Source organism: Novosphingobium sp. UBA1939, assembly GCF_002336885.1.
Classification (GTDB): domain Bacteria; phylum Pseudomonadota; class Alphaproteobacteria; order Sphingomonadales; family Sphingomonadaceae; genus Novosphingobium.
Genome location: NZ_DDFB01000125.1, coordinates 35,922 through 61,839, shown reverse-complemented (window position 1 = coordinate 61,839; position 25,918 = coordinate 35,922). Strand labels below are relative to the sequence as shown.

Annotated in this window: 26 protein-coding genes and 1 tRNA gene; 14 read left to right on the top strand and 13 right to left on the bottom strand. The window is 64.0% G+C overall.

Going from position 1 to position 25,918, the window contains the following annotated elements; translation table 11 throughout:
• On the top strand, positions 1 to 1,234 hold a 1,234-nt coding region (locus B3547_RS16515), incomplete at its 5' end, for a DUF1254 domain-containing protein (RefSeq protein WP_292964767.1).
• 152 nt (positions 1,235 to 1,386) lie between these two features.
• On the opposite strand, the gene B3547_RS16510 is transcribed toward B3547_RS16515, so the two are convergent.
• Genes B3547_RS16510 through B3547_RS16500 form a run of 3 tightly spaced genes read right to left on the bottom strand, consistent with a single transcriptional unit; the run spans position 1,387 to position 4,168 of the window.
• Positions 1,387 to 2,970: a TadE/TadG family type IV pilus assembly protein gene (locus B3547_RS16510; RefSeq protein WP_292964766.1), complete on the bottom strand. Its 1,584-nt coding sequence runs from the start codon at positions 2,968 to 2,970 to the stop codon at positions 1,387 to 1,389.
• A gap of 14 nt (positions 2,971 to 2,984) precedes the next feature.
• Positions 2,985 to 3,581 carry a TadE/TadG family type IV pilus assembly protein gene (locus B3547_RS16505; protein ID WP_292964765.1) on the bottom strand — a complete coding sequence of 199 codons (597 nt, stop codon included), beginning with the start codon at positions 3,579 to 3,581 and terminating at the stop codon, positions 2,985 to 2,987.
• On the bottom strand, positions 3,581 to 4,168 hold the full coding sequence (locus B3547_RS16500; RefSeq protein ID WP_292964763.1) for a TadE/TadG family type IV pilus assembly protein: 588 nt from the start codon (positions 4,166 to 4,168) through the stop codon (positions 3,581 to 3,583). The genes B3547_RS16505 and B3547_RS16500 overlap by 1 nt, the downstream gene beginning before the upstream one ends.
• Positions 4,169 to 4,233: 65 nt before the next feature.
• On the opposite strand from B3547_RS16500, the gene B3547_RS16495 reads away from it, so the two are divergent.
• On the top strand, positions 4,234 to 4,605 hold the full coding sequence (locus B3547_RS16495) for a hypothetical protein (protein ID WP_292964761.1): 372 nt from the start codon (positions 4,234 to 4,236) through the stop codon (positions 4,603 to 4,605).
• A gap of 10 nt (positions 4,606 to 4,615) precedes the next feature.
• Here B3547_RS16495 and B3547_RS16490 read toward each other — a convergent pair whose 3' ends face one another.
• Both B3547_RS16490 and B3547_RS16485 read right to left on the bottom strand, forming a co-directional pair.
• Positions 4,616 to 5,671 (bottom strand): hypothetical protein, encoded by a 1,056-nt coding sequence (locus B3547_RS16490; RefSeq protein ID WP_292964759.1) that lies wholly within the window; start codon positions 5,669 to 5,671, stop codon positions 4,616 to 4,618.
• Positions 5,672 to 5,838: 167 nt separating this feature from the next.
• Positions 5,839 to 5,910, bottom strand: a tRNA-OTHER gene (locus B3547_RS16485).
• Between the two features lie 104 nt (positions 5,911 to 6,014).
• Between B3547_RS16485 and B3547_RS16480 the strand changes: the two genes are divergently transcribed.
• Positions 6,015 to 7,289: a tyrosine-type recombinase/integrase gene (locus tag B3547_RS16480; protein WP_292964758.1), complete on the top strand. Its 1,275-nt coding sequence runs from the start codon at positions 6,015 to 6,017 to the stop codon at positions 7,287 to 7,289.
• Here the strand turns inward: B3547_RS16480 and B3547_RS16475 are convergent.
• Entirely contained in the window at positions 7,277 to 7,456 is a 180-nt protein-coding gene (locus B3547_RS16475) for a DUF5818 domain-containing protein (protein ID WP_292964841.1), read from the bottom strand. The genes B3547_RS16480 and B3547_RS16475 overlap by 13 nt on opposite strands.
• Before the next feature lie 43 nt (positions 7,457 to 7,499).
• On the bottom strand, positions 7,500 to 8,150 hold the full coding sequence (locus B3547_RS16470) for a lytic transglycosylase domain-containing protein (protein WP_414690574.1): 651 nt from the start codon (positions 8,148 to 8,150) through the stop codon (positions 7,500 to 7,502).
• A 560-nt stretch (positions 8,151 to 8,710) separates the two neighbouring features.
• Here B3547_RS16470 and B3547_RS16465 point away from each other — a divergent pair.
• From B3547_RS16465 to B3547_RS16450, 4 genes are all read left to right on the top strand, one after another.
• Positions 8,711 to 9,172: a transcriptional regulator gene (locus B3547_RS16465; RefSeq protein ID WP_084276680.1), complete on the top strand. Its 462-nt coding sequence runs from the start codon at positions 8,711 to 8,713 to the stop codon at positions 9,170 to 9,172.
• A gap of 46 nt (positions 9,173 to 9,218) precedes the next feature.
• Positions 9,219 to 9,452, top strand: a complete 234-nt coding sequence (locus B3547_RS16460) for an AlpA family transcriptional regulator (RefSeq protein ID WP_292964757.1) — start codon at positions 9,219 to 9,221, stop codon at positions 9,450 to 9,452.
• A gap of 121 nt (positions 9,453 to 9,573) precedes the next feature.
• Entirely contained in the window at positions 9,574 to 10,200 is a 627-nt protein-coding gene (locus tag B3547_RS16455) for a LuxR C-terminal-related transcriptional regulator (RefSeq protein WP_292964755.1), read from the top strand.
• Entirely contained in the window at positions 10,197 to 10,646 is a 450-nt protein-coding gene (locus B3547_RS16450) for a VOC family protein (RefSeq protein ID WP_292964753.1), read from the top strand. The genes B3547_RS16455 and B3547_RS16450 overlap by 4 nt, the downstream gene beginning before the upstream one ends.
• A 13-nt stretch (positions 10,647 to 10,659) precedes the next feature.
• On the opposite strand, the gene B3547_RS16445 is transcribed toward B3547_RS16450, so the two are convergent.
• Positions 10,660 to 11,514 (bottom strand): helix-turn-helix domain-containing protein, encoded by an 855-nt coding sequence (locus tag B3547_RS16445; protein ID WP_292964751.1) that lies wholly within the window; start codon positions 11,512 to 11,514, stop codon positions 10,660 to 10,662.
• 74 nt (positions 11,515 to 11,588) lie between these two features.
• On the opposite strand from B3547_RS16445, the gene B3547_RS16440 reads away from it, so the two are divergent.
• Positions 11,589 to 13,517 carry an alpha/beta hydrolase family protein gene (locus B3547_RS16440; protein WP_292964749.1) on the top strand — a complete coding sequence of 643 codons (1,929 nt, stop codon included), beginning with the start codon at positions 11,589 to 11,591 and terminating at the stop codon, positions 13,515 to 13,517.
• A 13-nt stretch (positions 13,518 to 13,530) separates the two neighbouring features.
• Here the strand turns inward: B3547_RS16440 and B3547_RS16435 are convergent, their stop codons facing one another.
• From B3547_RS16435 to B3547_RS16425, 3 genes are read right to left on the bottom strand one after another with little or no spacing between them, the layout of a single operon-like run.
• Positions 13,531 to 13,905 (bottom strand): DUF1801 domain-containing protein, encoded by a 375-nt coding sequence (locus B3547_RS16435; protein ID WP_084276685.1) that lies wholly within the window; start codon positions 13,903 to 13,905, stop codon positions 13,531 to 13,533.
• Positions 13,902 to 14,351 (bottom strand): DUF4199 domain-containing protein, encoded by a 450-nt coding sequence (locus tag B3547_RS16430; protein WP_292964746.1) that lies wholly within the window; start codon positions 14,349 to 14,351, stop codon positions 13,902 to 13,904. Before B3547_RS16430 ends, B3547_RS16435 begins: the two co-directional genes overlap by 4 nt.
• On the bottom strand, positions 14,344 to 15,267 hold the full coding sequence (locus B3547_RS16425) for an AraC family transcriptional regulator (protein ID WP_292964744.1): 924 nt from the start codon (positions 15,265 to 15,267) through the stop codon (positions 14,344 to 14,346). Before B3547_RS16425 ends, B3547_RS16430 begins: the two co-directional genes overlap by 8 nt.
• A 9-nt stretch (positions 15,268 to 15,276) precedes the next feature.
• Between B3547_RS16425 and B3547_RS16420 the strand changes: the two genes are divergently transcribed.
• From B3547_RS16420 to B3547_RS16395, 6 genes are all read left to right on the top strand, one after another.
• On the top strand, positions 15,277 to 15,528 hold the full coding sequence (locus B3547_RS16420; RefSeq protein ID WP_084276688.1) for a hypothetical protein: 252 nt from the start codon (positions 15,277 to 15,279) through the stop codon (positions 15,526 to 15,528).
• Between the two features lie 171 nt (positions 15,529 to 15,699).
• Positions 15,700 to 16,713: an efflux RND transporter periplasmic adaptor subunit gene (locus B3547_RS16415; RefSeq protein WP_292964741.1), complete on the top strand. Its 1,014-nt coding sequence runs from the start codon at positions 15,700 to 15,702 to the stop codon at positions 16,711 to 16,713.
• Positions 16,713 to 19,817 (top strand): efflux RND transporter permease subunit, encoded by a 3,105-nt coding sequence (locus B3547_RS16410; RefSeq protein ID WP_292964739.1) that lies wholly within the window; start codon positions 16,713 to 16,715, stop codon positions 19,815 to 19,817. Before B3547_RS16415 ends, B3547_RS16410 begins: the two co-directional genes overlap by 1 nt.
• Positions 19,814 to 21,193, top strand: coding sequence for an efflux transporter outer membrane subunit (locus B3547_RS16405; protein ID WP_292964737.1), 1,380 nt, complete (start codon positions 19,814 to 19,816; stop codon positions 21,191 to 21,193). Before B3547_RS16410 ends, B3547_RS16405 begins: the two co-directional genes overlap by 4 nt.
• Positions 21,194 to 21,197: 4 nt before the next feature.
• On the top strand, positions 21,198 to 21,875 hold the full coding sequence (locus B3547_RS16400) for a response regulator transcription factor (protein ID WP_292964735.1): 678 nt from the start codon (positions 21,198 to 21,200) through the stop codon (positions 21,873 to 21,875).
• Entirely contained in the window at positions 21,872 to 23,200 is a 1,329-nt protein-coding gene (locus B3547_RS16395) for a sensor histidine kinase (RefSeq protein ID WP_292964734.1), read from the top strand. Before B3547_RS16400 ends, B3547_RS16395 begins: the two co-directional genes overlap by 4 nt.
• Before the next feature lie 809 nt (positions 23,201 to 24,009).
• Here the strand turns inward: B3547_RS16395 and B3547_RS16390 are convergent.
• Positions 24,010 to 24,735: a LytR/AlgR family response regulator transcription factor gene (locus tag B3547_RS16390; RefSeq protein WP_292964733.1), complete on the bottom strand. Its 726-nt coding sequence runs from the start codon at positions 24,733 to 24,735 to the stop codon at positions 24,010 to 24,012.
• Positions 24,728 to 25,849 carry a sensor histidine kinase gene (locus B3547_RS16385; RefSeq protein ID WP_292964732.1) on the bottom strand — a complete coding sequence of 374 codons (1,122 nt, stop codon included), beginning with the start codon at positions 25,847 to 25,849 and terminating at the stop codon, positions 24,728 to 24,730. Before B3547_RS16385 ends, B3547_RS16390 begins: the two co-directional genes overlap by 8 nt.
• Between the last annotated feature and the right edge of the window lie 69 nt (positions 25,850 to 25,918).

Here is a 25,918-nt window from a genome sequence, read left to right as displayed (position 1 = left end):
GACGCGGCGGCAGGCGACGCAGAAGGGCGCGACCGGCATGGGCGCACCGGTCAACACGTTCCATCATAACCAGGCGTTCCCGCCGGGCGATTTCCGCGCGGTGGTGCGGCCCAATTTCGATACGCTCTATTCGAGCGCCTGGCTGGATCTGGCGGATGGCCCGATCCTGCTGACGATCGGGAACACGCAGGGGCGGTACTACATGCTACCGCTCTACGACATGTGGACCGATACCTTCGCGGTGCCGGGCAGCGAGACGCTGGCACCGGAAGGCGGCCGGTTCGCCGTAGTCGCGCCCGGCTGGAAGGGCGCGTTGCCCAAGGGCGTGGAGCGGATCGATTCCCCCACGCGCTATGTCTGGATCATCGGCCGGGTGCAGACGAACGGCCCTGCCGACTATCCCTTCGTGCACCGTATCCAGCAGGCGTTTGCGCTGGCCCCGCTCAGCCCCGGCGCGAAGGGACCGGCGCGTGCGGCTGATGTGCCCGTTCCGGCGGACAAATCACCCGTGGCCATCGTCAACGCGATGAGCGCGGCGGAATTCTACGAAACGGCGATGCGGCTGATGGTGGACAATCCGCCGCACTTCAACGACCAGCCCCAGTTGGCGCGGCTGGGCATGGTGGGCCTGCGGGCCGGGCAGGGGTTCCGCTTCGCTGGTCTTGTGCCGTCCGTGCAGCAGGCCCTGACCCAGGCCAAGGCGCAAGGGCCGGCCAATCTGCTCCGCTATGTCGGACAGGCCGGACGGCAGCGCGATGGCTGGCGCACGATGACGACCTCGATCGGCTCCTATGGCGTCGATTACGATCAGCGCGCGGCGGTGGCTCTGACTGGTCTGGGTGCCAACCATCCGGTCGACGCCATCTACCCGCGCGCGGCGGCCGACAAGGATGGCAAGCCGCTGGACGGGGCCAACCGCTATGTCGTGCATTTCAAGGCCGGCCAGTTGCCGCCGGTCCGCGCGTTCTGGTCGCTGACGGCTTACAACAAGGAAAGCTATACCGATCCGAACGCGATCGACCGCTATGCCATCGGCGATCGCGACAAGCTGTCCTTCAACACCGACGGCTCGCTCGACCTCTATCTCCAGGCGGATGATCCGGGAGCGGACAAGCGCTCCAACTGGCTGCCGGTGCCGCGCGGGCCGTTCGACATGAACCTGCGGCTCTACAGCCCGAAGCCCGAAGCGCTGTCCGGCGATTGGCCGATGCCGGTGGTGGAACGGTTGCCCTAAAGCCAGATTTCATCGCCTTGAATCGTCATTGCGAGGGGCGAAGCCCCGCGGCAATCCAGGGCGGCACGCGGGACTCTGGATTGCTTCGCGTACCGCTCGCAATGACGAAGTGACGTGGGTTCAGGTCATTACGCCGGCTCCGATCGGTCGGATTATTTCACCAGGTGCGCGCTCTGGATGGTCAGCGCGAACAGCGCGGTCAGCGCGTCGGAAATGCTCTGGTCGGTCGATACCGTATAGACCAGCGGCGTTCCGTCGCGCGCTGCGGAGGCGCACTTCTGGAGCGCCGGCAGCACGTTGGTCAGATAGGGGGCGACATTGGATTGCGACCAGGAATCCCCTGTCAGCGCATCGGGCAGGTATTCCGTGTAGAGAATCGCGATCTTGATGCCGCGGTTCTTGATGGCGGTGCAGTTGGTGAAGTGCGCGGTCGTCAGCTCACGGTTCCAGCGGCTTGATCCGATCTGCTCGTCGGTCACGCCGTCGGTGATGATGAACAGCACTTCCTGCGGTTTGGCGGTCGTGGTCCCGTCGCCCGGATTGGGCATCGTCGAGTTCATGGCGGAAAGCATATTGTTGAACTCGGTCGCCTTGTCGTTGATGTTGGTCGACGATGTCGGCTTGCCGTTGGCGTACCAGAAGTCGGTCGTGCTATCGAGATCGGGGATGTTGGACGTCGTCATGTTCTGGACGTCCGTCATCGAGGTGTGGGTGGTGACCGGTGTCGAATAGCCCGGATGCGTCCAGTCGAAGCTGAACACCTGCATCTTGTAGGTAACGTTGTTCTTCGTCGCCATGTTCTGCGCGAAGGGAATGAGGTCCTGTGCCGCCAGCGTTTCGGCGCCGATGCGCAGCGGGATGGGGGATGCGGTGGGATAGAGTTGCGTATAGTTGTGCGTCAGCCAGTAACCGTCGGCATAGAACCCGGTGATCGATTTCGACTGGTTGCTGAGATTTTTGTACGTAAACGAAAACCTGTTGCTGGCTACCGCAACGGATGTTCCGATCTTGGTGCCGCTTTGATCGTACAGGTTCTTGGAGCTGTCGATCTGATACCAGGTCTTGTACCCGGTATTGCCGGAGTTGTAGTAATTCCCGTCCAGGAATACATCCCGGCTGTTGGATGTCCTGATATTGATGCCGTCGGCACGCGGATCCTGCGCGTGGCACGCGAAGGCGCAGCCGGTGGCATTGCGGATGGAGGTAAGGCCGCTCGAGGTCGAGGGCAGCAGCATCGATGGCGATTTGTCCATCGTCAGGAAGAAGTTGATGTGCGGGGCCTGCGCCGCGTTGGCGGTCGAGGACCCGGCGATGGGCAGCGTGGCATAGCCCAGGATGCCGCCGAACAGGTTCACCGATTTCGCGGTGTAGCTCACCACGATCGTGCGGCCGCTGTTGAGCGCGCCGGTATCGACCAGGCTGACGGTGAGATCGGTGGAAGCGTTGAACTGGATGTCCTGCAGCCCGCTGACCTGCGAAATGAAGATCTGGCGGGCGGCCGCCAGCGCGGTATCGGTCGATTGCTGCATCAGCGTGGCGTTGGTTCCGGCCAGCGCCGCCGCGTCCGCCGCCGCGTTCATGCGCGTCTGCTGCGTTTGCGCGCGGCCATAGTCGATGCCCATGCCAACGGCGAACAGCATCGGGATCAGCAGCGCGGCCATCATGATGAGCACGTTGCCCTGGCTGTCATCGCGCAGCCGGCGCGCGGTTTCGCGCAGCGAATGGAACAGTCGCATGGGGGGCAGCCTCATCACTGAAGGGGAACCTGATCGGACAGGCGCGGAAGCATGAATATCCGATCGTTCATGGTGATCGTGGAAATGAACCCAAGGCCGAATTGCGGCGTATAGGGGTATGAAACCTCGCCCATCAGGAAATAGGCGCCGGGCTTGTTGGGGGTGACCGTCTTGTCGGGCAGCATGGACTGGGGCACGAGGTTGGTGGTCAGCGCAACCGAATTGCCCACGGTCAGCGCGGTCCAGTTGGTGGTCGACTTGCTCCACACCACCTTGGCGGTGCTGGCATCGACGACTTGCACTTCGCTCACGCGGATCTGGGCCACCGTGCTGTCATAGGGGCTGAGCACCATGGCGCTCGATCCCATGATCGTCTGGAGATCGGACGCGGACACGGTGCCATAGCGGGAAACCAGGTCTGTCACCGCCCGCGCGGATCGGGTAACCTTGCGGTTGCAGGTGATCGCGTCGCTGATCACGTAGGCGCCCAGATACAGCAGGATCAGCACCGGCAGGCAGATGGCGAATTCCACCAGCGCCACGCCGCGCGCATCGCGGGCAAGGCGGCGTACCGTAGCGCTCAGGCGGCGCAGGAGCGGCATCGGGCGCATCAGTAACCCTCCGTCTTCATGACCGAGGTTGCCAGCAACATGCGCTGCGAACCGGGGCGGTTGGACAGGTCGAAGCCCAGCGGGCCGGCCAGCGTGGGCCAGTTGTAGATCAGCCGCACCACCACCACCGCGCCCTGCGTCCCCGGGGTATAGGCGAAGGTATTGGTGATGTTGCCGTTGGAATCATAGGTGAAGGTCGGCAACGCGGTGTTGGCCGAGGAGAAATTGGTGACGTTGGTCACGTCGACATAGAGCCGGCTGCACTGCAGGAACGTGGGCAGCGAAGCGCAGGCGGCCTCCTTGAACTGCTGCTGCGGCGTCTTGGTGACGTTGCCCTGCGCGTCCTTGACCCCGGTGAAGTTCTGCTGCGCCTGCCCGGTCAGGATGAGGCGGGCGGATGTTTCGGTGGCGGTTTCCAGGCCCTGCTGCGCGAAATACATCACCGCGATCTCGAAAATGGCGACGATCATCGCGATCAGGACCGGCGCCACCAGCGCGAACTCCAGCGCGGTTGCCCCGCGCACATCGCGCAGAACCGCCGCGCGAAACGCGCCACGCCACCGTCTGATTGTCCAACCGCGGACCATTCCCCATTCTCCGAGCCCAGTGATGCAGGCTCAGATTAGAGGGTCAGCCTTAAGGCGTGGTAAACTTGCGGGCGGCGAATAAAGGCCGTTTCGGAGGGGATGGCTGGTGCGAGGCGCTGGACGCCCCCGGCTTCTTCGCCCTGCCGATCGAGGCGGGCGCCACGGTTGACACCGGGCGTCAATCCGCGCTCATGGCGGCCTTCCCCGACGCGCCGCAGAGCGGCCAGGGCGTGCGGCGCGTTGGCGTCGATCCGGTGGGCAAGCTGCTCGGCCCTATGGCTGGCCTTATCTCCGACGTGTCCAAGGCGGCCGGGGCTCCGATCGGCGCGGCCACGGGCGACGCCATCACGGACAGCCAAGCCGAAGCGGTGAAGCGGCTCGTGCCGTTCCAATCCTATGTCGGGGATGCGGCAGGCGCTCGATCTGCTCACGGCTGATGAATAGCCGCTAAGAGATGTTGGCGAACTGGCCTGCTTCTAGCGTGGCGGCTCGAAGCGCGGCGACCTCACGTTCCATCATGCTCGGTTCACGTCGATGCTGAATTGATATCACTCGCATTGGCCCGGTGCGGCTTAGGGCTAAGCTCGCGGCAATGGTTATGCTCGGCTTTCCGTCGAGCAATTTTGCGATCGGATCGAGGGCCTCTTTGGCGCTCGCCCCGGCGATATAGCGAAGGGTGTAGATTCCCGACTGTCGAGACATCATCCCGCCAAGAGGACCATATTCGCCCGGCTTGGCGATTTGAGCTTCGATAATAGGCGCAGCAATGCCGAACCAAAGGACATCCGCAAATGTCAGGTCGGCCGAAACCTGCGCAATCTCGGCGTTCTGCGGGTTGTGCTTCAGCATCGAGGAAACGGCCATAACCTGATCGAGCGCGGTGCTTCCCGCTTCTGGTGTCAGGCCCTTTTCAGTGAATTGCGAATGGATGGTGCGTGCGATCCCGCCCATACGATCATGGATCATCGCGATCATGTCGACTTCGGATATTCGACGTCCTGCGGTTCTCAAAAAGGAGACGAGGGAGACGAGATCGCGGGCGGACCCGCCTGTTGCCATTAGTGCTCGCAAAGCTGTGCCGGTGATCGTCGCGCACGCAGCCAGCTTCAAATCCTGAGATCGGATTACATGGTCGGCATGATATTCGCACCAGACTTCGCCGCCATCCACGACGGACAGACCGACGACGTAATCCACGTCGGCAAAGGTAAACGCGTGTGCTCCCGCCTCGGACGTGCCCCGGAGGACTTCGCCTGCTCTCCACGCACGCAGCCACCCGCGAAGCTGGTTGAGATTGCCCTTTATCTTCTTATCAAATGAGCCGCCGCCCGCTTTGAGGTGGAACAGGATCGCGCATCTGTTGGCCACCCACGCGACGTCCGCAGGCTCCTTGCGGGCCGCTTTCCCATATTCGTCGGGATGAAAGATTGCCTGTGCGCCAAGCACCACGCCGGAAAAGCCCCGAACTATTTGTTCGTGCTGATTCTTTCCCTGCGTCACCATCGAGCGAGATTAACCCCGTCAGGGGGCTGAGCGAAAATAAATTTTCGGCCCGCTCGGAGTCCATTAAGCGAGGGAATGGAGCCCGCCATTATGTGGAGCCCACGGTGCATGTTGGGCTCCGGCCCTTTCGGGCAGTTACCCTAAACCTTGGATTTTATAGGAGTTTTTGGTGGACGCACTAGGGCTCGAACCTAGGACCCGCTGATTAAGAGCTGCAATCAGAGGGTCCTAGCGCGTCCGCATGGGTCAAAAAATGGCGGAAATCTGGGATTCATAGTCCGTATTGTTCTTGAAATGTTCGCCAGTATCCAGTACCAAAAGCTACCTAAGGTAGCAGGTACATATGGCGAACAAAGTTGGATTGACGGATGCTCGGATCGCAGGGTTGAAGGCCCCAGCGACAGGACAGATTGAGCTCGCGGACGGCATCGTCATCGGCCTTCGCCTGCGTATGGGCGCAAGCGGTATCAAGACATATATTTTGCGCAAGCGCGTTCAGGGGAAATGGCTGAACGTCACGATCGGACGGCATGGCCCGAGCTTCACGCTTGCCAATGCTCGGCGGAAGGCACGGGATCTCCTCGTCGATGTTGAGCAGGGCAAGAACATCGCCAGAAAGCCCGGCGCGAAGAGGAAGGGATCGAAGGGCGTCGGAACGGTTGCCGAGCTATACGAGATTTACCTGTCCCAGCAGATCGAGGGTAAAAAGCGGAGCGCCAAGGAGTTCGACCGGGTCTTCCGGAAGTACATCGAACCTGAGCTGGGTGACCGTCTCGCCGATTCCATCACTCGAAGCGACGTGAGCCGTTTTGTCGAGAAGATCGCATTCGAGCGGGGCAAGGAAACCCTGACGATGGCGCGCATCGTGTATCGCCATCTCTCGACTTTCTACACTTGGGCACTCACCAGACTCGAGCATTTGCCAGCCAATCCTTGCCGGGATGCATGGCGTCCAAAGCGGAGCGAGCCCCGCGATCGCGTACTCAGCGATCGAGAACTCGCGGCATTGTGGCAGGCCGCTGTCGAGGATGGCTATCCGTTTGGTCATCTTGTGCAGATGCTGATTCTTACAGCCCAGCGCCGGGGAGAGGTGCTCGACGCCACTTGCGACGAGTTCGACTTCAAGGGGAAGGTATGGACCGTACCGGGAGACAGGGCGAAAAACGGCAAGGCGAATGTGGTCCCGCTGTCCACGCAGGCTCTCGCAGCCGCGACCGAGATCTTTGCGGCCGCGGGGATCGCCCCTGACGACGCTCACAAGCAATCCCAAATTCTATTGGCCTCCAAGGTCACCAACACGAACAGTGTTAGTGGGCTGTCAAAGGCCTGGAAGCGGATTCGGGCAAGCGCAGACGAGAAGCTCGGCTATGAGGCCGGTCATTTCACCATGCATGATATTCGCCGGACAGTGGCAACGGGACTGCAAAGGCTTGGAATACCTCTGGTCGTTTCGGAAGCGGTTCTCAATCATCAGTCGGGCTCGGCAATGGCCGGTGTCGCCGGGGTTTATCATCGGCATCAGTACACCAATGAGAAGCGCGAAGCTCTCGCACTATGGGGCAGGGAGGTTCTCCAACTCGTCGCGAAATATCCGCCGCAGGAGAATCAGGAAGGATGACTGTCCGCGCCAATCCAGCCGGCGCGTAGACGATCCATGCCTGCAACGACGCCTTCAACAGTCACATTCGAACCGATGAGATCATCGGCAACTTCCTCGCTTTCGACGATCCAAACCTCGTCCGATTTCGTGGTCAGGATCATTCCGCGTCGTCCGCGGCTCAGCATTCCCGACACGCGTATTCGACCGGAACTCACAACTACCCCCTGCTCAAAAGCGCCAACGACGCAGCACGTCGCGCACATAGGCCGGTGTCTCGCCATTGCGTGGGATACCGCCGGCTCGCTCGACGGCGCCAGGGCCTGCATTGTAGGCGGCGAGGGCCAGATGCACTACCCCGAACTTGTCGAGCATCTGGCGGAGATACCGCGCCGCACCGAAGATGTTGGCCATTGGATCGAAGCGATTGGAAACGCCAAGGTCGCGGGCGGTCCCCGGCATCAGCTGACCAAGACCGGCGGCGCCAGCCTTGCTGATCGCCAGAGGATTATACCGCGATTCCGTCCATACCAGGGCGTCGAGAAGACCACTCGGCAGCGAATATTGAGCCTCAGCAGCATAAACATGGGGAAGGTAGCTTGCCCGTCGAAAGCCTGAGGGCCCTCCAGCTTCGGGATTTGCATAACGATAGGGAAGGTAGGTCCGGCCCGCTTCGAGAACCGGAGCCCCTGACGAAGCGGCTAGGGGCTGGCGCCAAATCCCATGCTCCACCAGCTGGAAACCGTTCGACCCCTCGGCAATGCGGAAGCCGTCAGGTCGCAGCTCAGGTGCAGCAGCAGCCATTTCCTCCTGCGCCTGAGCCGGGACGACGAACGCCAATCCCGCCAGCACCGCTGTGATCGTTGCCCATCTCAGTCTCATATCTCGATTCCTTCTATGGCCGAATCGAGTGAGAACATATATAGAACACACCATGTAGGTGAACTTCGTGAGGGCAGGGGTGAAGGTCGTGTCAGCGCCGGCATAGGCGGCGCTCGCCGCAAGCGCCGCGATTGCGACCGGGATGGCAATGTTGAGGGTCTTGCCGAGACCCTTGACGCTGGCGCGCCTGGGGAGGGTGAGAGACTGCATGTGAAGCTCCGGTTGGAGGGGTGGTCACAGCGTTCTGGCGTTCGCTGTGTGTTCCACATGCATCTAGGAAATGGTCGTAGGAAAGTGTTCAGCGGCAATACCGCCTGGAGGTGGAAGGATGCGGACGCATCTTTGCCAGTCCAGCGCCTGAAATCGACGATAACGACGTAAATTCAGTATTTTTGTGTCGGTAAAAGCCGCCACTGCAGCCGGGATTTGGCGACGAATCGGATAGAGGAACTGATTCGCCTCTAAACGAGATGTTCCGTTTATGTTCTTTTCGTTTTCCTACATGGGATGCTTCGCGTTATGCCTGCGAGTCGCACCAGTGCAGAACCTAGGAGACAACCATGTACCATCCAACCGCCGCCGCCAGACCGGCCAATGAAAGCTTGGCCCGCGTCCTTGCCCATGCGATCGAAGCCGCTGGCAAACCTCGCCACCGGATTGCCAATGAATGCGGCATGCATCGCGAGACCCTGCTTCGCCTTGCGCGCGGCGAGCGGCCTATCGGGCTCGACGAAGCAGCACGTGTGCTCTCCGCCTGTGGAGCCCATCCCCGCGCATCCATGATCCTCGCACTCGCCGGGCAGGAAGATCTCGCCTGCGAGTGGATGCATGGCGAGATGGGCGAATTTCTCGAAGAGTTCTTCACTAGCCTCCCAGTCCATCTTCAGCGGACCCTGGGACGGCGGATTGAGGATCTGCGGCCTCGGTGGGCCAACGGTACCTCACAGCTGGTGGCGCGAATGCTTGCCAAGCACATCGATGATTTTGTGGGGCGCGACATCGCGATGTCGCTGCCGCGGTAAATCCTAAAGTTCGAAGGGGACCGAACCCAAGCCAATGAGATCAACAATGCCGCATGTAACACCAGATGAAATGCACACGCCTCAACCGCCCGAAGCGGTTCCGCCGGCGAGGCTTTTGCGCCTACCGGAAGTGATCGCCCGCGTCGGACTGCGCCGCTCCGCCATCTACCAGCGTATGAGCGAGGGGCGGTTTCCGAAATCGCGATCGCTGGGGCCCAAATGCGCAGTTTGGGTTGAAGCCGAGATCGATGAATGGATCCGCGCCGTAGCCAGAGCATGAGCAGACAATCGCCAATAAGACGCCTTGATGCGGTACATACGACCCCGAGTATGAGCAACGCGAATGCCCAATTGCTGGACAGGGTAGGGTAAATAGATCGACTCTGCGATATGCCCACCACATGAACAGTCGTGGCAGACCACCTCACCCCGATATCTTAACCCCCGCGGAATGGCGGGTCATTGAAGGCGTTCGCCACGGTCTCAGTAATCCGGCGATCGCCAGGCTGTGCACACTCTCGCCCGATGCGGTAAAATTTCATGTCAGTAACATACTGGGCAAGCTTGGCCTTCGGTCCCGCAGCGAATTGCGACAATGGCCGGGTGTGCGGGCGGACAGCGCAATGGCGACCGCAATAATTGGCTCCGACCTCGGCGATTGGTCGCTAGGGCAGGTGTCGCGAACTGCGCGCGATCTCGATGCTATGGCCGATTGGTTGCGCGACATCGTCGGCCTTCCGGAGATCATGCGCTTCCCCAACGCCGCGTTCTTCGATTGTGGCGGCGTGCGCCTGTATCTGTCCGCGGCCAAAGAGGGAACGAATTCGATCCTTTATTTTCGCGTGGGCGACATTGCAGGCGAAACCCAGCGTCTGCGCGCTGCGGGCGTTACCATCCTCAGCGTACCGCACCGAATCCACGTCCACCCCGACGGTCGCGAAGAATGGATGGCGTTCTTTGCCGATCCCGACGGCGGCAGCATTGGCCTGCTGAGCGTGGTCGATCCTAAAGCAGGAGAAGATGCATGATGAAGTGGATTTTGACGCTTGCTCTCGCAGCCACCCCGGTGACGGTCTGTGCAGAAGACGGGCGCGCACCAGTACTTGCCAGGGCGCAGTTCGAGCAAGTCGCCCTGACCGTGACCGATCTCGGCAGGGCTCGCGCATTCTACCGCGACTGCCTTGGGCTGATCTTGCTCTTCGAGGCGGGCGATATGCTGTTCTTCGACGTCGCTGGGACGCGGCTGATGCTGGCGCATGATCGTGCTCGCAAACAGCCAGAGCGACCTGCGGGTATCCTCTATTTCCATGTCGATGACTTCACCGCTGCCCGCGCTCGTCTTGAAACGAGCGACGCTGCACTGGTGGGGGATGTGGAGACGGTGCAGTCCAACCCGGCTGGTTTTCTGAGGCTTCAGCAATTTACCGATCCCGACGGCAACATGCTCGCGATCATGGGCCACGTCCCGCGCTGACGGCCGTTGGCATTCAGTAGAGCGCGATCCCCATCCTTTCGGCAAGACCCCGGTCCACGCCGTTGCGGATGGCGTCCCCGCTCGTCTTGAGACGGCGATACTGGTTCGGTGTGAGATGCGCATAGCGCCGGAAGGCGCGCGTCAAATGCGCCTGATCGGCGAAAAGCGCACTGGCCTGGCTGATCGAGCCGGTGTGGAACAGCGTGGCCCAGGCGTGTTCGAACCGTGCGTGACCTAGCAGCGCCTTGGGGCTAATCCGGAATTCGTCGCGCATGATTGTGCGAAGCTGCCGGGCGCCGATGCCAAGCTGAGCGGCGATTGCGCCGACCGAGGTTCTCGGGCGGTTCAGCATGACCGCGTGAACCCGCGACAATGCACTGTGCCGGCTTCCTATCGCGGCACCGTCGAGCCGCGCCATCGCCCAGGCTTCGACAATCCGCAGCCGTGTGGCGAATTGCGATGCTCCAGCGATCCGTTCGGCGAGCACGGCGGCCCCGGGCGCGACTGCGGTGAGATCGTGATCGGCATCGACCAGTGCGGCGAGCGGGCAACCGAGCAGGTCGCGCACGCCCAGCGGGGTCAGCTGGAGCAGGAACCAGTCCGAGCGCGCGCCGGTCGCGTGGTCATAGGACCGGGTCTTCGGCCCGAACACGCTGGCCAGGGGCAGAGGGTAAAGCGGTTCGCCGCAGCGCGCGTTGGCAAAATGCTCACCGCAATTGATGAAGATCTCGCAGTTCATGTTGGGGAAGATGCGATACAGCTTCGGTGGGGCGACGGCGCGGCGCTGGATCGCCATGCGGATCCACGGACGCAGCGCTGGCGGCAGCGGGCTGCTCCAATTGGTTGCCGTCTCTTCCGTTTTGTTCAAGACGAGTGCTTCCCGCGCATCATAAGGGGAGGGCATAGATGTTTCCGGAGAGGCCCGCCACGATGTTTTCGAGCATGCTGCTTGCCGTTGCCACACCGCTTTCTGCTGTCCCGCTGATCCCGTTCGAAATTCTGGCAAAGGCACCGGCGATCTCGGCCGCTGTTCTATCGCCCGATGGCACGCGGGTGGCGACCATAGAGACCGTGGACGGGCGTGGTGCCGTTCATGTCGGTCCATTGGCGGGCCCGCGTCGGCTGGTGCTGCGCAATCCCGATCGTTCGATCGACAATGTGCGCTGGTCGGCCGACGGGCGCTGGCTGCTGGTCCTGCAGGACAGCGGCGGAGACGAAGGCTACCACCTGTTCCGCATAGATCCCGTCACCCCCGGAAGCGCGCGCGACCTGACGCCGTTTGCCGGCGCGAATGCGGAAATTCTCCGCACGCCCGCAGGACAGGCCGGACCGCTGCTCCTCGCGATCAACCGGCGCGACCCCGAATACGCCGATGTCTACGCTGTCGACCCCGACGCGGGGACGGTGCGCGAAGTGTTGCGCAATGATGCGGGCTATACCGAGTTCTTCGCCGATGCGTCAGGCGTCGTGCGCGCGGCCGGGCGGATCACGCCGGACGGATCGCTCGAGCTGTGGGGGCGTGGCGAGGGGGACGGGGACTTCGTGCGCCTCTATGCCGCGCCCGCGACAGAGCGCTTCAAGATCATCGGCATCCATGCCGACGGGCGATCCGTGATCGTGCGGAGCAATCGCGGCAATGACATCGAGCGCGCGCTGCTGATCGGCTTTGGCGACGGCAAGCCCCGGCGGCTGAAGGGCGCCGATTGCGGCAGTTTCGATGTCGACGATGTCCTGCAGGCCGCGTCAGGTCCGATCGCGGCCGCCTGCACGCGCATCGCGAGCGATCTCGCGCCGCTGGACGGCGACTTTGCCAAAGCGGTCCGACTGGCCCGCGCGGTAGCGCCCGGTGACAGCCTGAGCCTCGAATCCCGGTCGGCTGACGGGCAGATCTCGCTGTTCTACACCGATGCCGGACACCGGCCCGGGCGCTTCATCCTGGTGCGCGGCGACAAGGCCTCGGTCTTTGCCGAAACGCGCCCCGAGCTTGTCGGCTATGCCTTCGCACCGACCGAGCCGTTCCGGTTGCGCGCCCGCGATGGCCTCCCGCTGCTCGGCTATGTCACCCGCCCGCTTGGGAGCCGCGGGCCGGGGCCGACCATCGTCGCGGTCCACGGCGGCCCCTGGACCCGCGATGCGGCCACCTTCGAGCGGGAAACGCAATTCTACGCCAATCGCGGATACACCGTCATACAGGTCAATTTCCGGGGATCGACGGGCCTCGGCAAGCGGGTATTCGATGGCGGTGTCGGCGAATTCGGGGCGCGGATGTCCGACGATGTCGACGATGCGGTCAGGCACGCCGTCCGTCAGGGCTGGGCCGATCCTGCGCGGGTGTGCATCATGGGCGGATCCTATGGCGGCTTCGCAGCGCTTACCGGCATTTTGCGCGAGGGCGGCTTTGCCTATCGCTGCGCGGTGGACTTTGCCGGGCCGGCCGATCTGGAGACCCTCGTCCGCGCCTTCCCGCCGAGCTGGCAGCCCTTCCTGCCGCGCTCGTGGTATCGCTTCGTCGGCAACCCCGACCGGCCGGAGGATGCCGCACGGATGCGCGAACGCTCGCCGCTCACCCATGTCGGGGCGATGCGCGCACCGCTGCTGATCTTTCAGGGGGCCAATGATCCCCGCGTGCGGCAGGACCAGTCGGACCGCATCGTCTGCTCGCTGCGGGCGCGGGGGATCGATGTCGACTACCTGCTGGCTGCAAACGAGGGCCACAGCTTCGCCAACGAGGAGACCTCGCTCGCGATCACCCGCGCGACCGAAGTGTTCTTCGCGCGCCATCTGGGCGGGCAGGTCGGCGCCGAACCGCCCGCCGCGGCCACCCGGGCGCTGGATGCGTTCCGCGCCGCCGGCAGGGCTATCGAGTGCTGATCGCTCTTTAGGGTCAGGCGCCGATTGCGGCGCGCAGGTCGGGCTCCATCCGCGCCGCAAGCGCTGTCAGCTCCCTGAGCTGTGCGAACACCGCGTCGTCGGTTTTCTTCACGTTGAAGCATGTCTTGCCCTGACGCCGCGTGGCGAGCCCCTCGGGCACAGCAGCTTCCAGCGCGGGGAGCGTGTAGAGCGGCATGATGTGATAGGCGACATAGGACTTCTTGATCGCGATCCACCCGAACCATGCCGGCTGCCCGGTGCGCGCCTCGATCCAGTGGGTCTTGAGCGTCAGGTTGCTTGGCGAGTCCTCGGCAACCGTCATCCCTGGTGCGGCCTCGAGCATGATCGCCCGCAGCTCGGCGAAGATATTCTGAAACAACACACTCATTCCGACTGCCCTCCCCTGCGCATAATCAGCGTGGCGATGACAGTGATGGCCATGCCCACCACCAGCGACCCCATGACCACCGCAGCCAGCTGCGACGGCACGTCGACCGCTGCCCCGCGCGCCTGCATCGCCGCCACGAACTCGGGATTGATGATGGTATAGTAAGCCGCGAAGAAGGCGAGGCCGATGGCGGCGCTGATCGCAGAAACCCCCAGCCCGGTTGCCAGCGCGCTGCGCCACCTCAATTGCCCGTTCCCCGCCTGCCGCGCCCGGCGCAGAGCCCAGACGACGGCGACAACCGGGAAAATGACCGCGACGAAGCCGGTCTTCGCCCCGACATCGAGATGCTCGTTGTGCCAGCCCATCGCGAACTCGAACAGTGTCCACGCCATGGCGCCGCCGCCCGACAGCAGCCCTGCAAGCAAGGTTGTTCTCAGATCAGGCATGATGACCTCCGTTGGGGGGATCGGCGACAGGCACGCGGCATTCGAGATCGAACGCGTCCCAGCCGATGTCCTCGGGCAATTGCAGATAGGCCTCTTCGGCCGGGGCGTCGCGCAGATCGAGCCCGGAGGCGGGAAGCCAGCTTTTGAACAGCGACGACCACGCACGATCGACAGCGGCAAGATCGCCCTTCACCCGGGTGACTGCCCACAAGCCCGCGTCCCGCTCAGCTACTGAGAAACGCGGCGGCGGGTTAAGGCCATCGGGCAGCTCGATCATGAAATCATAGCGACATCGCGACAGCGGCGTCAGATCGGGATCGTCGCGCGAGGCGCCGACAATCCTGCCGCCGCGCGTTTCAAGCCCCTGTTCATCGGCCCAGGCGCGCAGGCTCTGGTAGGCTGCGACAAGCTTGCCTGGCGCAAGATAGCCGCCCCATACGCGCGCCGCGGCGAGCCGGGCCGCGGGGCGTTGCTCGAGCGTCACCGCAAAGTCGGGATCGAGCGGGGGCGCCGGGCGCAGGAAGAACGCCGACACCGCTTCGACTTCGGTCCGGTCCGGCCGCGCGTCCCACCACGCCTCGCGATCGAAGGCGGAGGGCGGCACACCGTAGACCCGCCTGAAGGCCCGCGCAAAGCTCGCCGGCGAGGCGAAACCGCAAGACGCGGAAGCAACTTTCCACGATTGTCCGCGCCGGGAGAGAAGGATCGCCCGTTCAAGCCTGCGCCGTTCGGCAAAGCTGCGCAGGCTTTCGCCGGTGAGCGAACGGAACACCCGGTGGAAGTGATAAGGCGAAAGGCACGCGATCGCAGCGACCCGTTCGAGTGTCAGCGGTTCGTCGGGGTGCGCTTCGACGTGGGCGATGGCACGCGCGATCCGCGCTTCGTATCGCTCGCCGTGGACGCCAGCTTCGGTCACGTTTGCCCCATGAGTTTGCCGCCATACGCCTCGCAGTCCGCAGAGCGGCAGTCAAACGCGGCGACCACACACTTCTTGCGCAAATGCTCAGCGCAGGACCTGCCGCAGGAAGGCGAGCTTCGCCTCATAGGCCGCGAATTCGGCGGCACCCTGCGCATCGATGTCGGTTGCGAAGAAGAAGGCACTATCTGCCTGCCAGGCGCTGTGGGGATAAGCGGCCGCATTGCCAAGCTTGGGTCGAGCGCCGCGCGCAGCCTTTAGGGGATCATTGCTGTTCAGACGGAACCGCCAATGGCGACTTTGTCATGCTTCTGGAAGTTTGCTGCCAATCAAGAAGCGACCCCATAGCCGCCATCAGTATAGCAACATCAAGACTTCTGCGGATCGCGCTGCAGCATTGGGATATTGTATAGCTTTGCCAACATCGCCCCAATGCGAGCGCGCTATGTGGCGAAAATGCCAAACCGCTTCGCCCTTGCCGCTTTCGTCCCTGCCGTCCTCCTGACCGCCTGCGGGAGCGAGCCGACGACTCCCCCCAAGGCCCCGGTTCACAGCGAAGCGATCGCCCACGAGACCGAACTCGTCCGATTGAAGCTCACGCCGGAAGCGCAAAAGCGGCTTGGGATTGTGACCGAGCGGGTCGGAACGGGCACCGCATCGGCCATGCGCATGACCAGCGGCGAGATCGTCATTCCGGCAGGCGTCGGCGGCGCGCCGATCAACTCTGCCAGCAATCTTCAACAGCTTGGCTTGCAGCAGGTCGCAGCCGACGGGGAACTGGCGCGGGCGCGGGCGCAGCTTGCCTTGGCGCGCGTCGCCTATGACCGTGCCTCGGCTTTGGTTGACGAGGACGCGGGCAGCATTCGTGCCCGTGACGAGGCGACTGCGGCGCTAGGTGCGGCCAAGGCCGCTGCCGACGCCGCAGCGGCCCAGCGCCGCCTGCTCGGGCCAGCGGTGGCGAGCATTGGCAACCAGCGCTACGTATGGGTGCGTGTCCCGGTGTTCGGGAGCGATCTTGCCGGGCTGCAACAAGGACAGTCGGCGCTGGTCTCGCCGCTCGGACAGGATGGCGCGAAACGATCGGCAATGCCGGTCGACGCGCCGCCATCGGCCAACGCGGTGGCGGGCACCGTCGATCTCTACTTCGCGCTCGACAATCGCGACCGGGCTTACCGGGTTGGCCAACGCGTCAGCGTCGCCCTGCCGCTCGCCGGTGGACGGAGCGAAGGGCTGTCAGTGCCGACCTCCGCGATCCTGCGCGACATCTATGGCGGCGAATGGGTCTATGCCAAGACCGAGGCCGACACCTACGTGCGCCAGCGGATCGAGGTTGCCGCAACGGAAGGTGGCCGCGCCATCCTGTCGCAGGGCCTGCGTCCCGGCACCCTGGTGGTCACGGCAGGCGCTGCTGAGCTGTTCGGCACCGAGTTCGGGGTAGCACACTGATGCTGGCCTGGCTGGTTCGCTCCGCGCTCAAGCAGCGTGTGCTGGTGCTCGCAATGGCGGCACTCTTGGTAGTCCTCGGCTTGCGCGCGTCTGCCGATGTGCCGCTTGATGTGTTCCCCGAGTTCGCTCCGCCTATCGTCGAAATCCAGACCGAAGCGCCGGGCCTTTCGACCGAGGAGGTCGAAAGCCTGATCACAGTGCCGATCGAAACCGCCGTCAACGGCGTGCCCGATCTGGCGACGTTGCGCTCGAAGTCGGTGCTGGGCCTATCGTCGGTGACGATCCTGTTCGAACGCGGCACCGATGTGATTCGCGCTCGCCAATTGGTGCAGGAGCGCGTGGCGCAGGTGCAGGCGCGATTGCCTGCCGCTGCGCGCCCGCCGGTGATGCTGCCGCCGCTTTCTTCCACGAGCCGGGCACTGAAGATCGGTATCTCGTCGAAGAAGCTCGATCAGATGCAACTGTCCGAGCTGGTGCGCTGGACGATCCGGCCCAAGCTGATGTCGGTGCCGGGCGTCGCGAATGTCGCCGTTTGGGGCTATCGCGACCGGCAGTTGCAGGTGCTAGCCGATCCTGACCGGCTGCAAGCCTCCGGCGTCACGCTGGCTGAACTGCGCGCGGCGACCGGGGATGCAGTGCTGGTCGGCGGCGGCGGCTTTGTCGATACGCCCAACCAGCGGCTGCCCGTTCAGCAGGCGGGCGCGATCCAGACCGCCGAGGACCTCTCCCGCACAGTTGTCAAGATCACAGGCGATGCGCCGGTGCGCGTGGGTGATGTTGCGCGGGTGACCGATGGCTTTGCCGCCCCCATCGGCAATGCGATCATCGACGACGGCCCGGGCATCATGCTGATCGTCGAGAAGCAGCCCACCGGCAACACGCTTCAGCTGACCCGCGATGTCGAGGCTGCGGTGGCAGAGCTCCGCCCCGGCCTCAAGGATGTGAAGATCGACACCACGATCTTCCGCCCGGCGACCTTCATCGAAAAGTCGATCGATAACCTGACCCGCGCGTTGATGATCGGCTGCCTGCTGGTCGCGCTCGTGCTGTTCGCCTTTACCCGTGACTGGAGGCAGGCGACAATCAGCTTGGTGGCGATCCCGCTGTCGCTGCTTGCAGCCGGACTCGTGCTGCTGTGGAGCGGGGCGACGATCAACACCATGGTGATCGCCGGGCTGGTGATTGCGCTGGGCGAAGTAGTCGATGATGCGATCATCGATGTCGAGAACATCGCCCGCCGACTGCGATTGAACCGCGAGGCGGGCAATCCGCGGCCGGCTTTCGCCGTGGTGCTGTCAGCATCGCTTGAAGTGCGCACTGCTGTGGTCTTCGCCTCTTTGATCGTGATGCTGGTGTTCCTGCCGATCTTCTTCCTCGGCGGGGTGGCTGGCACATTCTTCCGGCCGCTCGCGATTGCCTATGTGTTGGCCATTGCCGCCTCGCTGCTGGTCGCACTGGTGGTGACGCCTGCGATGTGCCTGATGCTGCTCCCCAATGCGCCGATGAAGGAGCATCGCGACACACGCTTTGTTGCCTCGCTCAAGCAGCGGTATCTTGGCGTGCTGCCCCGGCTGATCGACCGGCCAAGGCTTGCCATGGGCATCGTCGCGGGCGGCTTGTTGCTTTCGGGCGTGGGCTACCTTGGGTTCAAGGATCAGTTCCTGCCCGATTTCCGCGAAACCGACTTCCTCATGCACTTCGTCGAGAAGCCTGGCGTGGGCATCGATGCGATGGACCGCATCACCATCCGCGCCTCAAAGGAGCTGCGCGCGATACCCGGGGTGCGCAACTTCGGGGCGCATATCGGCCGCGCTGAAGCGGCCGACGAGGTGGTCGGCCCTAACTTCACCGAGCTTTGGATCAGCCTCGACGACGATGTCGATTACGATGCCAGTGTGGCGCGCATCAAGGAAGTGGTTGAAGGGTATCCCGGCCTGTACCGCGACGTGCTCACCTATCTGCGCGAACGCATCAAGGAAGTGCTCTCGGGCGCAGGCGCGACCGTGGTGGTGCGGATTTACGGCCCGGATCAGGACGAGCTGCGCGCAGCAGCCGAGCGGCTGCGCGGCAAGGTCGCCAGCATTCCCGGCGTCACCGACCTCAAGGTCGAACAGCAGGTGCTGGTGCCGCAAATCCAGATACGCCCACGTGCGGCCGATCTGGTCACGCTGGGCCTGACGCCGGGCGAAGTGCGGCGACAGGCACAGACCCTCGTCGCTGGAGAAAAGCTGGGCGAGATCTACCGCGATCAGAAAGCGTTCGATGTCGCCCTGTGGGGCGAGCCGGCCATTCGGGGCGACCAGCATGCGCTTGCCGAGCTGATGATCCAGACCCCGGTCGGCGCGCCGGTGCGCCTGCGCGACGTTGCCGATGTGGTGATCGTGCCCGCGCCCAACGAAATCAAGCGCGAGGACGGCCAGCGCCGGCTCGACGTCACGCTTAACATCGCCAGCGATGCCGATCTCGGTGCCGTGGCGCGCGGGGTCGAGGCGGCTGTGAGCAAGGTGCCCTTCGCCACCGGCTATCATCCCGAGATCCTTGGCGAATATGCAGCGCTCAAGGAATCGCGATCGCGGCTGTGGACGGTTGGCCTTGCCTGCCTGTTCGGCATCCTGCTGCTCGTCTGGTTGGAGTTCCGCTCGGCCCGGATCACCGCGCTGGTCGCTCTCAGCCTGCCTTTTGCGCTGGTCGGCGGGGTCATCGGGGTCGCGCTCACCGGCGGCATTCTGTCGCTCGGATCGCTGGTCGGCTTCGTCACGGTGATCGGCATTTCGGCGCGCAACGGAATCATGTTGCTCTCGCACTACGATCACCTTCGCAGGTTCGAGGGCGAGGAGTTCGGCCCGGCCCTGATCCTTCGCGGCGCGCAGGAACGCTTGGTGCCGATCCTGATGACCGCGCTGTGCGCAGGGCTTGCGCTAGTGCCGCTGGTGATCGCGGGCGACAAACCGGGTCACGAGATCGAGCATCCGATGGCGATCGTCATCCTCGGTGGCCTGATCACATCGACCGCGCTCAACCTGTTCCTGATGCCTGCGCTCTATGGTCGGTTCGGCAAGGAACGCCAGGATCCCGAGCCCGGACTGGCGGAGGCGGTGGCATGAAGAGGTTTGTTCCCCTCGCTGCCCTAATGGTGACCGCTTGCGCGACCACGTCCCAGCCTGCGGCAACTAAGATCGATCCCACGATTGCTGCCGGACCGTTCGCGAGCCTGCCGGTCGCCTCGATCGAGCCTGTGCCCGATGATTGGTGGCGGCTTTATGATGACCCTGTGCTTGACCGCTTGGTCGAAGCCAGCATCGGGGCCAACGCTGATCTCAGGGTCGCGTATGCCAATCTTGACGGCGCGCGCGCGGCGCTGCGTCAGGCGCAAGCCGCCCGGCTGCCTCAGACCACGATCGAGAGCAGTCTCGGCATCGACAATCCTGCCAATCAGCCAAGCGCCTCAGGCAATGTACCGACGACGGACTACGACCTGGGGGTAACCGCAAGCTGGGATGCGGACCTATTCGGTCGGCTTCTCTCAGGTGCGCTCGCTGCCCGCGCCGATGCAGAAGCCCAGGCCGCTGCGCTCGATGGCATCAAGGTCGCAGTCGTCGCCGATACCGTTCTGGCCTATGTCGATCTGTGCGGCGCAACTCGCAGCCTTGCCGTCGTCCAAGAACAGGTCGCGCTTCAGGACCGCGCGCTGACAATCACCCGTAGTCAGCTGGCGGCAGGCGAGGTCTCACCGCTGGAAGTCTCGCAGGCAGCCAACCTTGTCGCCGCGACCAAAGCGGCCATTGCACCGCTGGAAGCAGCGCAGGCCAATGCACGCTACCGCCTGGCCACGCTTGCAGGTCGTCCGGCGGGAGAGGCGCGCAGCAACCCCGTGACTTGCACCGCGCCGCCGAAATTGCGCACTGCGGCTCCGGTTGGTGATGGCACGGCCTTGCTGCTGCGCCGTCCAGACATCCGTGAAGCCGAGCGCCGCCTTGCCGCCGCTACCGCGCGGATCGGTGTTGCGCGCGCCGATCTCTATCCCCGCATCAACCTTGGCGGGGCACTGGGCCTGTTGAGCGGGGGGCTGGTTGCAACGGGTTCGCCGCTGGTGAGCTGGGCTTTCCCCAATCAGGCTCCGGCCCGCGCGCGCATTGAACAGGCTGAAGCGGCCGAGCGCGCAGCGCTTGCCGGATGGGATGTCGCAGTCCTCCGAGCGTTGCGCGATGTGGAGACGGCGCTGGCGGCCTATGATGGCGAAGTTCGCCGCAATCGGGCACTGACCGAGGCCCAAGACGAGGGGCGCCTCTACGCCCGCCGCGCCGAGGCGCGCGTCCGGCTTGGCGATGCGGCACCGCTCCTGCGGACCGACGCCGACCGCACGCTGGCGCAGGCCGAACTTTCGCTCGCGCAGTCCGAACTCGCCGTAGCGCAGGCGCAAGTGGCGCTGTTCCGTGCACTTGGCGGTGGCTGGCGCAGCGGCGGTGAGCCGCTAGAATAACCGCATGAGAATCCTGATCGTCGAGGACGATGCCGATACGAACCAGTTCATCGCCCGCGGTCTTGCCGAATTGGGCCACCAAGTTGTGACCAGCGGCGACGGGCGCGATGGGCTGTTCCATGCAACCGATGGCGGCTTCGATGCCATGGTGGTGGACCGGATGCTACCGGGGCTGGATGGGCTGGCACTCGTCAAGGCTTTGCGCGCTGCCGGAAACATGACCCCGGTGCTGATGCTCACGGCGGTCAGCGGGATTGCCGACCGGGTCGAAGGGCTCGAAGCCGGGGCGGACGATTATCTGGTGAAACCCTTCGCCTTTACCGAACTCGCAGCCCGCATCCATGCGCTGGGGCGGCGGCCTTCGGCCGCAGCGGAGCCCGCGCGGCTGACGGCAGGCGACATCGTGCTCGATCTGCACCGCCGCACCGTCAAGCGTGCGGGCCGCAAGATCGCACTTCAGCCCCGCGAGTTCACCCTTCTGGCCGAACTGATGCGCAACCCCGGTCGCATCATGACCCGCACCATGCTGCTCGAACGGGTGTGGGATTTCGACTTCGACCCCAAGACCAATATCGTCGAAACCCATCTCAGCCGATTGCGATCCAAGCTCAACGCCGGGTTCGACAGCGACCCGATCGAAACCGTGCGGGGCGCGGGCTATCTCGTCAGGGACGGCGGATGAAACGCTGGTGGCGCGGCACGTTCGGCCTGGTGGCTGCGGTCGCTCTCGGCTTTGCGCTGGCGACGCTGGTGATCGGGGCTGTGGTGTTCGAAACCACCCATGAGGCGCTCGAACTGCAACTCGATCATCGCATCGCCATCGAAACGCAGGCGCTGATTGACGAAGGGCAGGACGGGCATGAGGGCGTGGCTGCCGCCATCCGTCGGCGCGAGGCGGCAAGGAGCACGGCGAGCTTGGGCTATCGGCTCGTTGATTCCCAAAACAGACCCGTAGCGGGGTCGCTCGATACCACTGTCCCACCAAAGCCCGGCTATGTCGAACTGCTGCCTTACAAGGTGGACGGCGAGGAGCGGATCGCGCAATCGCTGACCACGGTCCTCCCGGGTGGCTACCGGCTGCTTGTTGGAGCGGATCGCGCCGCCATCGACGAAATGGACAACCGCTTTATCGTGCTGTTCCTGGGTGCCTTCGGGGCGATGCTATTGCTCGGCATCGGTGCCGCTTGGCTGGTCGGTATCGTCACACGCCGCCGCCTTGCCCGCATCGATCACACGGCTGCTGCGATCATCGCCGGCGATCTGTCTCGGCGCGTGCCCCTGACCGGAAGCGGCGACGAGTTTGATGGCGTGGCCACGACGCTCAACCGGATGCTCGACCGCATCGTCGGGCTGATGGAGAACCTGCGCCAGGTATCCAGCGATGTTGCCCACGACCTGCGCACGCCGCTCACGCGGCTGCAAAACCGGCTCGACGAGGCCTTGCGCGAGCGCAACCCGGAGTTGCAACGCGAGGCCATCGAGGCTGCCGCCGGGGAAGCAGGTGAGTTGCTTGAGGTCTTTTCTGCTTTGCTGCGGATTGCGGAGGTCGAAGGCATGGCCGCCCGTGCGCACTTCCAGCCGGTGAACCTTAGCTTGGTGGTGGCCGACGTGGCGGAGGCGTTCCGACCCTCCATGGAGAATAGCGGCCACCAGCTTGTCACTAGCATTGAACCCAACCTGACCCTGCCCGGCGATCGCAGGCTGCTGCAACAGATGCTCACAAACCTGCTGGACAATGCCTCTCAACATACGCCGAAGGGAACGACGGTCCGCATCGCCATCGACGGCACCCATAATGGCATTCGCCTTGCCGTCACTGATGATGGTCCGGGAGTGAGCGAGAGTGAGGCGCCTAAACTCTTCAATCGCTTCGCACGAGTCGATCGCAGTCGATCAACGCCGGGGCACGGTCTGGGGCTGGCCATGGTTGCGGCAATCGTCGCCGCCCATTCTGGCAAAGCGACCATTGCTGCGCGCCCAGGTTTTAGCGTGAGTATCGAGCTTTGAACTCAGTCACCTCCGGCATAAGCGGACAGCGATAACGCCTCACGGCAAGGCTTTGACGGTGTCGGAACTGGCGCGCGAAGCCGGCCTGACTCTGCAAACAACCAGCGCCCATCTGGTAAAGTTGCAAAACGGCAACCTTGTCATGGCGCGCGAGCAGGGGCGCCACTGCTACTTCCAACTGGCTCCGCCGGGGGTAGCGGCTGCCCTTGAAGCGCTGATGGGCCTTGTCGCGGAACGTGGCCACGTTCGCACGCGCATCGGCCCCCGCGACGAAACCCCCAGGGTGGAAAAGGCGGTGCTACAATCACCTTGCCGGGGCGGCGGGTGTCCAGCTGGACGAGAGCCTGACCCAACGCGACTACCTGATCGTGACGAACACCGGGCTGTCGCTGTCGCCACACGGCCGCGCCTTTTCTGAAAGTCTGGGTATCGACCTTTCCAGGCTTTCGGCCCGCCGCCCCCGCTCTGCCGGGAATGCCTCGACTGTAGCGAACGCAAGACCCATCTTGTCGGCAACCTTGGCAAAGCCTTTCTCGATCTGCTGATCGCGCAAAACTGGGTTCTGGCACACGATAACTCGCGGGCGATCACCTTCACGCAAGCTGGAACGAAACAGTTTGATGCCGCGTTCCCACCCTCAGGGTCCAGCCTCGATGACGGGTTGGGATGAGGGAACCTTCCTGATTCACGCGTCAAGTAAGTCGAGGGCCAGGGTCAGGCGCTGATCTGGTTGCCGGACCGCATACCGGTTGGGTTTTGCATAGCACGGAAACAGAAAATCGACACAAGCTCCGTTCCAAGACGGCTGTTCAGAGACTTCGCACCGCGTCGAGGTAGCTTCGGCCGATGCGGAGCATCGTGTCGTCGGCCAGTGCGATCGACCACACGCCACCGCCCTCATGTCGCAGCCCGCGCACCAGGTCACGCCGAACGATCGTCGACCGGTGGATGCGGATGAAGCGGTCAGACGGCAAGCGTTTGGCCATCCCTTCCATCGTCTCGCGAAGGAGGTGGGAGCGACCGCCGACCACCACGCGCACGTAGTCGCGCTCGGCCTCAACGCGTTCGACCGCCGCGACTTCGACCCTCACAAGGTCGGAGCGGTGGGGCACCCAGAGGTGATCAGCAGGGGAGCGGGCATCGCCAAGCCGCCCGCCCAGCGCGGCACGAACGCGCTCGATTGCGAGCCCGAAGCGCGCCGTGTCGATGGGCTTGAGCAGGTAATCGACCGCGCCGACGTCGAAGGCGGCAAGCGCGTGTTGAGCGAATGCGGTGGTGAACACGACCGCAGGCACGGACGCCGTATTGCCGCCCTGCGGGATGCGGCGCGCCGTCTCCATGCCATCAATGCCAGGCATGGCGATGTCGAGGAAGACGATGTCGGCAGGTATCTCTTCAAGCAGTGCCAGTGCCGAGTCGCCGTCGTCGGCTTCCCCTGAGACGACGATACCGGCGTCACTACATAGCATCCGCAGCAGGCGCCGAGCGGGCGCCTCGTCATCGACGACCAGCGCGCAGAGCGGCCGCTCAGCCACGTCCCGCTTCCGGCTCGAGCGGCACGGTGATGGTGCTGCTCCAGCCATCCTTTATCTGGCCTGCCGTCAGTGCCGCTGTTGGCCCGAATCGCGCGGCCAGCCTGGCGCGGACATTGGCGAGGCCGATTCCGGTTGAAGGCTGCCGCGCGTCAGGCATCGCGAGCTGACCGTGAGAGCAGTCGGTGACGTTCAAGTGGAGCATTGCGCCATCCTGCCACGCACGTACCTTAATCAGGACGGGCGCGGTCGTGCCGCCGAGACCATGCTTCACCGCGTTCTCGACGAGCGGCTGCAGCAGCAACGCCGGTAGCTTCACGCCGTTCAGCTTTGCTGTAACGTCGACGGAGACGCGCAGCCGTTCTCCGAAGCGCGCCTGCTCGATCGCAAGGTAGAGGCGCTGGAATTCAACCTCTTCGGCAAGATTAACGTCGGCTGCAGGATCCTCCACGAGGCCGGTGCGGAAGAAGGCAGCGAGGTCGCGGATCATCGCGCCTGCCGCCTTGGTTTCGCCACAGGCGACCATCGACGACAGCGCGTTGAGCGCATTGAAGAGGAAGTGCGGATCGACCTGGAGGCGTAGCATGGCGAGCCGTGCGTCGCGCGCGGCGGCCTCGGCTTCGCCGCGCGCGCGCTCGGCCATGCGCACCTCGCCGACCACGCCGAGCGCGAGCAGGAAAGCGGCCCACGCGGCAAAGAAGAAGTACCAGGTGACGAAGCCGTCAGCTACGGCAGTGCGCAGCACGGCGCCTTCGTCCCAGCGTGCGAGGTCAGGCAGCACTGACGGCACCGGAAACCAGCGGTAGAATACGAAGCTGTTGAGCACGGCGAACAGCAGCGCCGCCGGGATGCACGCTGTGAACGCCGCAGTTGCACGCAGAGCCAGGCGCTGGCACGCGCACCGCATGAGTAAAAGGTGAATGACCCAGGCCAGTGCAGCGCCGACCGCCGCCATGCCGAGGCGTCGAACAAGCATGCCGCCCTGATCGGGCCAATCCATCACCAGCGCGCGGCCGGTCACGAGCACGAGCCACACCGCCCAGAAGCTGGCGATGCTCGCAAGCGCGAGCCGCGCCGGGACGAGGGCAGCGCCAGACATGACGATCGGACTTTTCATCGTCCTCCTGCGTAGCAGCTTCCGCCACGCTGCAACATGGATCGTGACGACGTCGGTCGTGACAGGGCG